Below are 11015 nucleotides of genomic sequence, written 5' to 3'. Positions count from 1 at the left end.
AACTATATTTTTACCAACAATCTTCTGGTCTCATCGACGGTTTGGTCGGCCTGCGGAGAAGATGTCAGTCTGCGTGTAAATACGTCTCTGATGGCGAGAACGAACGGCAAGAAGTATGACGTCATTGCGACTTTAGACAGCGCGGATATCGCCGCCGGTATCGTTTACAAACTTCAATGGCGTAAGTGTAACTAGTTTATATAAAAGTTTAGACTTGGGGGCTTTATGAAGAGTCTATTTTTCCTCGCTGTTCTGTTCGTAGGGACTATCACTTTTGCACAGGTGGATTCCATGGAAGAACCGCCATTGCAGGTGGGTGAAGACGTGGGGGATTTTTTAAATCAGATTGGAGCTCCTCCTAAAAACCAAAACTCCGCCATCGTCGGTGGGGTTCAAATGAGTGCGCCATTCCTGCAGGGGAGCGGATGCCCCGACGGAACTGTCGGGGCCGCGCTGACCCCTGATAACAAAACTTTATCTCTGCTTTTTGACAACTACGTGGTGCTTGCGGGTCAGTCGGCGGGTGTTAAAAGAAGCGTAAAAAATTGCACCATCTTCATTCCCGTGAATGTGCCTGCAGGATTTCAATTCACCGTGGTGAAGCTCGATTATCGCGGGTTTAACTCGATTCCTAAAAATGGCCGAACTCGGTACGTCAGCATTTACAGCTTTCTCGATGGACAAAATGGGAAAGAATTCAGCCGTCGCGTTCGTCGTCGCACGGACTTTAGAGGTCCTTTGCAAGAAAACTACATCATCTCCAGTGATGTGGCGAGCCAACCGGTTTGGTCCACTTGCGGGAGCAAAGTTCAACTCAGAGTCGATACCCGCGCCGTTGCGGTAAGTAATGGAAAAAACGAAGATGTCATGGCAACGATTGATAGTATTGATTCTGCGGTGGGGACAAGCGCGGAATATCATTTTTTGTGGAGAGAGTGTGGCGGAAAAGGAAAGAACCCCCCACAACTCCCGCCGTTTTCAAAATTTCCAAAGATATGGGGTTAGATGGATTTACTTTCGCTGAGGACAACATCAGCGTCCGTGGTGAGATAATATTGGGTGGCGCGGGTGGAGTCGGCGTCAATCATGTAACTTTGCTTCACCGGCTCTAATTTTTTCCCACATTTTTTACCGAGATTGGAACGACTCGCGTAAATATTTACAATGCGAACGGGCTGTGAAGAGTTTGTCAGAACATACTCGAATTTTTTAATATTGAGGAGCTCGCTGTCGAGCGGGCAATGTTTAAATTCAAAAACAAACCTCATACTGGAGCGAGGATAGATGTCTCCCTTATAGAACAAGGAAGAGGTCCCCTGGGGAGGAAAAGAGCGAAGCTTGGCGGAGCTTTGCAAGCTCACGAACATCAAAAACGAGAAGCTCAGGAGGATCGGGAAAAGTTTTGCTCTGACCATTAGAATCGAGTGTATGTGCGATTCAGCATCGGATTTTGCTGATCCGTAGGACCCATGTCCGAATCGGGGTGGTAAGCGACGATAACCAGTCCCTCTTTCTCGCTATTAAAGCAATGAGGGTAAGTTTCTTCTAAGCAGAACGTCATTCCCGGTTGCAGTGGGAGTTCGCCCGTGGATGGATTGTAACAGACGCCTCTACCGGCGACGACGATTCCGTAGCGCAAGCTGGGGTGAATGTGCAGAGTCTGCTTTACATTTTCGGGGAAGACCAAAAGGTTTAAACAAGGATCTCCCAAGCGCGCCGCAGGTGCTAGAACGGTGGTTGTGCAATTGTCGATATAACAAAGACGACCGTTATTTTCGATGGGGCCTCCGACGCTGAATAATCCGCGGTGGCCAAATTTTTTAAAAATCGCGCATTCGCCCTGGCCTTGGATATCAAAGGCTCCTGGGATGGAAAAATACATTCCTGGATTTAATTTAAATGTGGCTCCAGAGGCCAAGCGAATTTCGATATTTCCAGACTGAACAAAGCCAAAAGAGTGGTTGTAGTCTTCTTTAAAAGAAAGTTCGCTATTTTTTAAACCCCAGTACTGCGAGGGATAGAAATTTTTGGATTGATCAAAGATCAGACCGTTTTCGATAGTTTTAAAAAATGCTGAGGCCATGACGGCAATATACTGAGTCAAAAAATAGAAGCCAAGTTCATATTTGCCCATCACTAGCGAAAAACCATTGAAACTCGGTCCGAGCCATGTAGATTGTGGCTTCTAGCGTTAGGTGGATGAGCCGTGCAAACCCCGGTTTTAGAATCATTAGACAAAACCCCTCAGTTCGTTTCGACGAAACGTATTATTTACTTTCGTGATGCACGAGCGGTGGAGCTTTTTATAGAGCATGTCGGTCCGCACTTTCTCGATGCCGTGATGGTTTCGGGGGATGGCGTCTATCCCGTAGACCCGGTCCTTAAGAGTAAAGTCGAAGCCACCTTACTTACGGATCCCAAAGCGATGATCATCGTGTTTAACTCGGATTTCTTGAGTCGGCAAAAAGTCGCTACCGATCGAATTCTCGCCCTCGACAGTATCATGATGAATTCGTACCGCTATTTTACTCCCTATCAAGAGTACCGTATCGACTTAGCCGCTGGACAAATTGCGCGAATGATTTTGAATTTTTTCGAGCAGTGGGACATTTTGGAAGTTCCCCACAAGTATAACCTCAACTTTTCAACGGTGAAAACTTACCTGCCTCCCCCCGAGTCTGACTGGCGTTTCGAGATGCTAGGTCTTAGCCCTCGTCGGAAATTGGGTCACAACTCAGACATGGCCATGTTCGAAACCGTTTTCTACCGCATCAAGGGATATCTTAGAGAGCGTCCGGACTTTCAAGAGCATGAACAGTTGAGTATCGTCGAGCACGAATTTGCTTCGGACTTCGATTATAACCGAGATCGTTTTTTTGCTTTAATGCATATGAAAATTATAAAGGGGACGGTGTGCGTAAAAGTGATCGGGAGTGAGTTGCTTTTGCGTTGCCTTTATTTCGAACCCGAATTCGACCAAAAAGAAAATTATCAGGAGACGATCGCCGCGCTGATTCGGGCATTTCCAACTTCGAAATCTTTCGTCTTAAAGGCTCCGTCCTCTCGTGAATCTCTGTACACATCTATCGGATTTCGCGGGGAGCGGGATTCGGCGAGTGGCGTAGCCCAATTTCGCCGAAGCCTCTGATCGTTCTCGATGGACCTACCAGCCCCAAGTCGAAGACCAATCGTAAGGCAGATGTCCAGTGTCTAAGTAGTTCGTAGGATTTACGGGTTGGTTCGTCGTGTTGGAAGCTCCTTGCCAACAAGCCGCTTCTCCCGAGCGAACATCGAGAGGGTTATGAAAAACGCTGGTGTTTGCAGAGACAGAGGGTACCCACACGGTACCTTGCTGAGCTAAAATCACGTTGACGGTGCCACCACCGAATTCGAATTCGGTGATTTTGACTAAAGCGTTCCGACAGAAGTTGCTAAGGCACTGAAGTTGTACGTTGTTGCCTGAGACGGGAAAGCCTTCTCTCTGTGCGGCTAAATTGAGATTCGTCACCGTCTTGGTTTCGCGATTACAGCTCGGAGTGCTTCGGCGAATAATATAGGTGATTTTAACTTCGTTACCGACTTGTTCAACCGTTAAACCGGTGAGAGCATTTTGTAATGCGACGTTTTGTGGAGTATAGCCGACGAGGTTCAATGCCTTCGCCTCGACTTCCGCAGGCGTCATTTGGCGATGAATATTCGCGCCCGACGTTTTTTCGTTTTTCTTGGCACAGGCGACGGCCAAGGAAAGACACATAATCACAAATAATAGATTCTTCATAATTTCTCCCCAGTTTCTATTTAAATATAGAGCAAGGACGATACCAACCTGGAGAGCCCTTAAATTTGTTATAAATACATCCCCGGTGACCAAAAGCGGCCTCTCATATCTCTTTGGGCCTTAAATTGCTCTCTTTGGGCATATAAAGCGTTTTACGCTGGAGCCAAGTTGGTACTGTCCTTGCTCGTAGGGATTCCGAGAGAATTTATAAATTCGGAGGAATTGTTATGAAGAAACTTGTGATCCTACCCTTAGTCGCTGTTGTTGCGCTGACAGCTTGTGGAAAAAAAGCGAGCTATAAATCAAGAGCGAATTTGATCAGGACTTCGAAGCCCGCGATCAATCCTCGCGCGGTGAATACTCCGGCGCCGGTCGCTGTGGAGATGTCGGCCCTCGAAATGTTAGCTCAAGATCAGGCGTTCCAGTCGAAAAAAGATAAAGATGCGATTTTGGCGATCAAAGCAGAAATTCGTGGCGTAACACTGAAGGTGGAAACTTCGAAAATGACCTTACACCTCGCCCTCAAAAACGAGGGGGACTGTGCTCCGCAGAAGTTCGAAAAAAATCTTACGATTTCTCAAATTAAAAACTTTGCTCAGTTCAACGAAAAAGTGCGCCTCAGCTGCGTCGGAAATTCGTGCGAACAGATTCTTATGATTGTCGAAGATAAAAAAATGGTGAGTGGTTCTGGTGAACAACAGATCGAAAAAGAGGGGGCCGTGGCCATTCTTCTTAAAAAAGAAGCGGACGGACTTTATAAACCGACATCCAATCAATCGGCTGAATTTTATCAAGTGAACAATGCGGAAGTCGGCCTGCAAAGTTGCAGTCAAGAAGTGGTTCGCGATGAGGAGCCCGCATCTCCAGTGGAGCAAGGGACTCCAGATGCGGCCGTAGTGCCCACTCCAGCCACGCCGGAGACTCCTGCCGCTACGGCGCCTGCCGCGCCCGCTTCTGCCGGTGATGAAGAAGATGATGATCAAGTGAGCCCAACAGCTCCTGCTGCTGCGCCACAAACTCCATCGACCGACACTCCTGTCGCTCCCACCGCTCAGGATTCTGCGGGGGATGAAGACGAAGACGACTCTCTTTAATCTTGGATTCGAAGACTCCATTATAAAAGCCAGGTCACCCCTGGCTTTTTATTTTTGACCCATCCTAGAGCTTCTGCTAATTACACCTTTTCTCTCATTTATTACATTAGCGAGGTTATTCGATGAAAAACTATTTGTTCACCAGTGAATCTGTCTCCGAAGGGCATCCCGATAAAATCGCCGATCAGGTGAGTGATGCGGTTCTCGATGAAATTCTTCGACAAGATCCCAAGGCGCGGGTCGCTTGTGAGACGTTGGTCACAACGGGTGTGTGCGTGGTTGCCGGTGAAATCACAACCAAAGCCAATTTTAGTGTTCCCGAAATTGCTCGCGGTGTAATTAAAGATATCGGTTATGACAATAGCGAAAAAGGCTTCGACTATAAGACCTGTGCGGTCATGTCCACTCTCGACAAACAAAGTCCTGATATTGCCATGGGCGTTGATGATGGTTTAACCAAAGAGCAGGGGGCCGGGGATCAAGGGATTATGTTCGGCTATGCCGTCAACGAGACTCCAGAGTTTATGCCTTTGACGATCTCGCTCTCTCACAAGCTGATGTTCGAATTAGCTCAACGTCGTAAAACGGGAAAAGTGAATTTTCTTCGCCCCGACAGCAAAAGCCAAGTCACGGTGGAGTACATCGACGGCAAAGTGAAGCGTGTGGATGCGATTGTGATTTCGACACAGCATTCGGAAGATGTCACCCAGTCGGGAATCAAAGAGTACATTATGGACGATGTGATCGCAAAAACGATTCCGTCTCAGTGGCTCGACAAAAACACAAAGTATTTTATTAATCCAACAGGTCGTTTCGTCATCGGTGGGCCTCAAGGAGATTGCGGTCTTACCGGTCGTAAAATTATCGTGGATACCTATGGTGGCCACGGAGCCCACGGCGGAGGAGCCTTCTCTGGAAAAGATCCCTCGAAGGTGGATCGTTCGGCAGCTTACGCTGCACGTCATATTGCGAAGAACATTGTCGCCGCAGGGTTTGCCGAAAAGTGTTTGGTGCAGTTGGCCTACGCGATCGGCGTGGCTGAACCTGTGAGTGTTATGGTGAATGATTTCGGAACAGGAACTCAAACTCCAGAGAAACTCGAGAAAGCGGTTCGAAGCATATGGGGATTAAAACCAGCCCAGATCGTCGAGCAGTTTGATCTATTAAAGCCAAGATACAGAGCCACCGCGGCTTATGGTCACTTCGGTCGCAGCGAGTCTTCCTTCACTTGGGAAAAACTCGATAAAGTCGACGCGTTAAAAAGCTTCCTCAAGTAAGTTTTTTATTTTCAGAAAAGAATTAAGAGCTTTCTATTCCTCTGCGGGATAGAAAGTTCGACTTCGACTCAAAGGCAGATTCGTAAATCTCCGTCCCTCTTTAGTTACACCTACAATTTCAATTTCTAAAGTGTAGTCTTCATGACGTGAGACTCCTGCCGTCGGTAAAGATGTATTGTAAGTTCCTGTGCAAGTGACGAACGGACTTTTGACGATCAATTGAGAGCCACGATAGAGACGGGCCTGAACTTCGGCACGAGGATATTCTCCTCGGTTGCAAAATCCGAAAATCGGGACACTGGCGAATTCGGCGGCCCCGTAAATGGGCGCATCTTTATTTCCACCCACACTCAACTGAGCAGAGGCTGGACCACAGGGAACATAGACGACCCGATTGAGCGAGTTGCAAACGTCCTAGTCCATCGAAGACGATGTAGAGCTTTCGCTCAAATCGTCCTGCGAAGGCGTGCCACAGCCTTGGAAGAGCAAAAGGACTAGAATTAAGAAGTGAATCGCCCCAAGTTTCATAGAAAAGTATTTCTTTATCCAGGATACCCTAATTTCGAGAGCCCCTCGAAAATTGAAAGTCATTTTCTCGTTTCGAGTCACCAGCCGTTTCTCACAGAGGCTTAAGTCTTGATCCGATGGGGGGATCGCTCTCGATTTTGGGAGATTCAAGATTGGGATCAGTTATCTTTACGGGACCATCAATTTCGTTCCACAAATACCGATAAGTTATTGATGAACCCTAGAATTTTGGTTTTTCTATTTTTTATTTACGCTGGGACTGCGGTGAACGCGCAAGTGCCCGGAAGTTTTGTCTATCAAGGGCAAATCACTAAAGCGGGGGGAATTCCTCTCGAGGCGAATCCCGTCGTTTTTAACGTCCGTGTTTACTCCCCCGTCAATGATTGCTTGATGTACGAAGAGCAGCACTCCATCAATATGTTGGGAAGTGAGGGAATGTTTAGTTTAAACGTCGGCGCGGGAATTCGCACGGGGAGTGACTACGAGGACACTTCCGTTCTGCCCGATGTTCTCAAAAATGGAATCAGTTTTACTGGGATCACAACCTGTGCGGCAGGAAACTCTTACTCTGCACTCTCTGGACATACTCGCAAAGTTCGAATTAGTTATAACGATGGTGGCGGCGGGGTGACTCTAGCGCAAGACTTCCATTTACAGAGCGTGCCTTACGCGTGGTACGCGAACAGTCTCCAGGGTTATGTGGCCAGTAATTTTGTGCAGATCAATCCGGGCCAAAATCTCACTCAGAGCAATTTAGAAAATTTATTCGGCGGCTCGAATTACAACACGCTTTACAATTTAGCGTCGGGAACATCCACCGCTCCGTTGTCGATGAACAATCAACAGATCAAAAATTTAGCCAATCCCACTTTAGCTCAGGATGCGGCCACTAAGAATTATGCCGACACAAAAATTGCCGGTGCGAACATCGATGTGAGCGGCGTGGGTGCAGGTGTAGGTGATGGACGAGTGCTCTCTTGGAATGCGACGCTCAGCCGTTGGGAGGCGACCACTCCTTCGGCGATCACCGACGCCACCAAACTTCCTCTTGCGGGTGGAACGATGGCGGGAAATATAAATCTCAATGGCAATCAACTGTTAAACGCCGGGCACATCACCCTGCAAAATCTTTCGACGGTGACATTGGGTAAATTTAATACTGCGCAAGAGACGACTTTGGTGGGAACTCTCACCGTCGGCAATAAGGGTGCGACGTGGTACAACACCGACACCGATAAACTTATGTACTGGGATGGGAATAGTGCAGAGACCGTGGGGAATGGATCGGGTGCGGGAGATATCGAGTCGGTGGCGACAAACGCGGGCTCGGCTTTAACGGGTGGGGCGATGAGCGGAGCCGTCACTCTTTCGGTCGTCACCGATGCAACGACGATTGAAACCAATGGATCCAATCAGCTCCAAGTCAAAGATAGCGGAATTACAAACGCGAAAATCAATTCGATGAGTATCACGAAGCTCACCTCTGCAGCGGCGGAGTACTTCAGCTATATGCCCGCCGGCACTGAATGTACAAATAACTATACTCTGGTTTGGGATTCCACCAACGATCGCTGGATCTGCGGAGCCCTTCCCTCGAACTTTACTCAGCTTACAGATACCGATGGGGACACCCGAATTCAGACAGAAGAAAGTGCCGATGAAGATCGAATTCGTTTCGACACGGCAGGTACCGAAAGAATGATCATTACTGCCACCGGTGATATCGGAATTGGAACCACGAATCCTCAATCTCTTCTTGATGTTGCGGGAACTATTCGTGCCAACCAAATTTGCGACGAAAACGGTGCAAATTGTAAAGATATATCCACAGGCTGGGGCGCAGGTGGAGATATCGACGGCGTCACTACGAGTGCGGGTTCTGCACTTTCAGGAGGAGCCGCCAGTGGTAACGTCACCCTTTCGGTCGTCACCGATGGTACAACGATCGAGACCAACGGATCCAATCAATTGCAAGTGCGAGATGCAGGAATTTCTCTAGCGAAACTTGCCGCGGATTCAGTCAACAGTTCTAAAATTGTGAATGACTCTATTGTTAACGCTGACATTAATGCATCCGCGGCGATTGCGTGGAGCAAGATCGATAAAACAGGCGCCGCTGCGGGAGATGTCGGCGCGGTGCCGAGTACCAGGAATTTAGCGACGAACACTGGATCGGCACTGACGGGCGGAGGGAATCTTTCTTCCGATCGATCACTCTCTGTGAGTGTAGACAATACGACGATCGAAATCGCAACAAACTCGCTGCAAGTGAAGGACAGCGGGATCACCAACGCCAAAATCAACAGTGTGAGCGTGGGCAAGATCACGAGCGCAGTCGCCGAATATTTCACTTACATGCCGGCGGGAACGGAGTGTACGGATGGCTATACATTAATTTGGAATACGATTTCCGATCGCTGGATTTGCGGAGCACTTCCCACAAACTTTACGGCAGTTGCGGACGCCGATAACGACACAAAAATTCAAGTGGAAGAAAGTGCCGACGAAGATAAAATTCGCTTCGACACTGCCGGAACTGAAAGAATGATCATCGACGAGGCGGGCCGTGTGGGAATTGGAACAACCACGCCCTCGTACAGCTTAAGTGTTGGTCCCCAAGGGACCGGGTTCGCGAATTACACTTCGGGCGGCTCAGCCGACGACGCGATGAAGGCCGTAGGAAATAATGCCGGTGCCAATTTCGGGGTCCAAAACTTAAACGCAGCGGGATTTAGCGGCGTCGAGTACATCAATAGTGCGGGGGCAGTCTCCGTATTTACTGGATTTAATAACAGTAATGGCCAAGAGTTTCGTTTCAATAACATCGCCCCCAACGGGTACATTAACTTTATGGCGGGGGGAAGTACACGACTGCACATTGCGAATAATGGCAATATCGGTATAGGAACAACAAATCCAAGTAGCCGAATTGACGTCGCGGGCGGGATCAATTCAACAACAGGGATGACGGTGTCCTCATGGACTGGTGGTTATATTTCACAAAACCCCTTTGGCAGTGTTCGCACCTACACGGGAACCAATGGATCGACTGAGGGAGAGATGTATCTCGCCGACAACACCGCCACGACCACTGTCCATTTGAGATCTAATGGAAATAGCTATTTTAATAGCGGGAATGTCGGAATTGGTACCACATCCCCTCAGGCCAAACTTGATGTTTCGGGCACGATTCGCGCTGAGCAAATCTGCGATGAAACTGGAGCCAATTGCAAAGATATTTCCACAGGGTGGACGGCGGCAAGCGGCGATATCGAAGGCATCGTCACTAACGCCGGCTCTGCACTCACCGGTGGAGCAACAAGTGGCACCGCAACTCTGGCCGTACAAACCGATGGATCGACGTTGGAAGTGAACGGATCTAACCAACTCCAAATCAGAAACGCCGGAGTCGGAACGGCTCAAATCGCCAATAGTGCAGTGACCTCGGCAAAAATATTAAGTGTCAGCGTCGGAAAAATCGCGAATGCGGCCGGAGAATATTTTAGCTACATGCCCGCAGGAACAGAGTGCAATAATGGCGAGATTTTAACATGGAATGCAGTGAGTGATCGATGGTTGTGTTCTCCACCTATCTCCCGTGCTCTCGCCGATGCGGATGATGATACGAAAATCCAAGTGGAGGAGTCCGCCGACGAGGATCGCATTCGGTTTGATACCGCCGGCACCGAGCGCATGGTCATTGATAACTCAGGAAATGTCGGGGTTGGAAGTGCCACGCCTTCCGCAAAACTCGATGTCAATGGAACGATCAATGCCTCGGGGTTTACAATCAATGGTTCCAATTTAGTCACTGGAGGAATGCAGTCTCCCGTGACCCAGAATGCAACGATTGGGGCCTCCTGTTCGAACGTCGGAGAGCTCGCAAAAGACGGTAGTGGAAACCTATTAGTGTGCGACGACACACCCTCTCTCCTTAACCAAGGAACTGCTGGATGTTCGACGGTTGGTACAGGAGCTATGACCATAGATGAAAACGGAGTGATCTATGTCTGTCTTAATTAACATTTTACTGACAACACAATTATTATTTATTTCTTCGGCTCATGGAGCACCAGTCTGGAAGAAAGTAAACACGACCGCCTCCGTGGTGAAAACAAAAAAAGTTCAGAGGTTTACTTCATCGGGCACGTGGAATCGCCCGACGGGAGTCACTGACGTGGAAGTTTTCATGATCGGTGGCGGCGGCGGTGGCGGCGGGGGATGTAATGGCCCCGGGTCTGCGAGTTCTGGTGGGGGTGGAGGCGGCGGCGGTGGCGAACCGCTCCGGACAGCGATCTCTGCTGTGCCCGCTTCTTTGACTATCACTTTGGGATCAGG

Annotated in this window: 11 protein-coding genes; 7 read left to right on the top strand and 4 right to left on the bottom strand. The window is 48.8% G+C overall.

The features are described from left to right. Together K2Q26_07235 and K2Q26_07230 are read left to right on the top strand one after the other, a co-directional pair. Positions 1-195, top strand: a 195-nt coding sequence (locus K2Q26_07235; protein ID MBY0315295.1) for a DUF4360 domain-containing protein, incomplete at its 5' end; no start/stop codon positions are given. Positions 196-225: 30 nt separating this feature from the next. Then, positions 226-1005 carry a DUF4360 domain-containing protein gene (locus tag K2Q26_07230; GenBank protein MBY0315294.1) on the top strand — a complete coding sequence of 260 codons (780 nt, stop codon included), beginning with the start codon at positions 226-228 and terminating at the stop codon, positions 1003-1005. On the opposite strand, the gene K2Q26_07225 is transcribed toward K2Q26_07230, so the two are convergent. Both K2Q26_07225 and K2Q26_07220 read right to left on the bottom strand, forming a co-directional pair. Next, a complete protein-coding gene (locus K2Q26_07225; GenBank protein MBY0315293.1) occupies positions 1002-1415 on the bottom strand; it encodes a hypothetical protein in 414 nt (137 codons plus the stop codon). The two genes, K2Q26_07230 and K2Q26_07225, sit on opposite strands and share 4 nt — an antisense overlap. Continuing rightward, positions 1415-2134, bottom strand: a complete 720-nt coding sequence (locus K2Q26_07220; protein ID MBY0315292.1) for a hypothetical protein — start codon at positions 2132-2134, stop codon at positions 1415-1417. Before K2Q26_07220 ends, K2Q26_07225 begins: the two co-directional genes overlap by 1 nt. Before the next feature lie 72 nt (positions 2135-2206). Between K2Q26_07220 and K2Q26_07215 the strand changes: the two genes are divergently transcribed. Next, entirely contained in the window at positions 2207-3148 is a 942-nt protein-coding gene (locus K2Q26_07215) for a hypothetical protein (GenBank protein MBY0315291.1), read from the top strand. A 15-nt stretch (positions 3149-3163) separates the two neighbouring features. Here K2Q26_07215 and K2Q26_07210 read toward each other — a convergent pair whose 3' ends face one another. Beyond that, positions 3164-3778, bottom strand: a complete 615-nt coding sequence (locus tag K2Q26_07210) for a hypothetical protein (protein MBY0315290.1) — start codon at positions 3776-3778, stop codon at positions 3164-3166. 227 nt (positions 3779-4005) lie between these two features. Here K2Q26_07210 and K2Q26_07205 point away from each other — a divergent pair, with 227 nt between their 5' ends. Next, entirely contained in the window at positions 4006-4872 is an 867-nt protein-coding gene (locus K2Q26_07205; protein ID MBY0315289.1) for a hypothetical protein, read from the top strand. 122 nt (positions 4873-4994) lie between these two features. Next, on the top strand, positions 4995-6149 hold the full coding sequence (gene metK / locus K2Q26_07200) for a methionine adenosyltransferase (protein ID MBY0315288.1): 1155 nt from the start codon (positions 4995-4997) through the stop codon (positions 6147-6149). 33 nt (positions 6150-6182) lie between these two features. Here metK and K2Q26_07195 read toward each other — a convergent pair whose 3' ends face one another. Next, the gene (locus K2Q26_07195) at positions 6183-6497 is read right to left on the bottom strand and encodes a hypothetical protein (GenBank protein ID MBY0315287.1); all 315 of its coding nucleotides are present in this window, start codon (positions 6495-6497) and stop codon (positions 6183-6185) included. A 393-nt stretch (positions 6498-6890) separates the two neighbouring features. Here K2Q26_07195 and K2Q26_07190 point away from each other — a divergent pair, with 393 nt between their 5' ends. Then, the gene (locus tag K2Q26_07190; protein MBY0315286.1) at positions 6891-10700 is read left to right on the top strand and encodes a hypothetical protein; all 3810 of its coding nucleotides are present in this window, start codon (positions 6891-6893) and stop codon (positions 10698-10700) included. Then, positions 10684-11015 (top strand): hypothetical protein (locus K2Q26_07185; GenBank protein MBY0315285.1); only part of this gene is annotated, 332 nt, incomplete at its 3' end. The genes K2Q26_07190 and K2Q26_07185, both read left to right, overlap by 17 nt.

The organism is Bdellovibrionales bacterium (assembly GCA_019750295.1).
Taxonomy (GTDB): Bacteria; Bdellovibrionota; Bdellovibrionia; order Bdellovibrionales; family JAGQZY01; genus JAIEOS01.
Note: the sequence above shows the minus strand (reverse complement) of the source record. Positions and strands in the feature narration are given on the sequence as shown.

Coding starts and splice junctions, on each gene's coding strand:
- K2Q26_07230 (MBY0315294.1), top strand. CDS start 226: ATGAAGAGTCTATTTTTCCTCGCTGTTCTGTTCGTAGGGACTATCACT.
- K2Q26_07225 (MBY0315293.1), bottom strand. CDS start 1,415: ATGGTCAGAGCAAAACTTTTCCCGATCCTCCTGAGCTTCTCGTTTTTG.
- K2Q26_07220 (MBY0315292.1), bottom strand. CDS start 2,134: ATGGGCAAATATGAACTTGGCTTCTATTTTTTGACTCAGTATATTGCC.
- K2Q26_07210 (MBY0315290.1), bottom strand. CDS start 3,778: ATGAAGAATCTATTATTTGTGATTATGTGTCTTTCCTTGGCCGTCGCC.
- K2Q26_07205 (MBY0315289.1), top strand. CDS start 4,006: ATGAAGAAACTTGTGATCCTACCCTTAGTCGCTGTTGTTGCGCTGACA.
- metK (MBY0315288.1), top strand. CDS start 4,995: ATGAAAAACTATTTGTTCACCAGTGAATCTGTCTCCGAAGGGCATCCC.
- K2Q26_07190 (MBY0315286.1), top strand. CDS start 6,891: ATGAACCCTAGAATTTTGGTTTTTCTATTTTTTATTTACGCTGGGACT.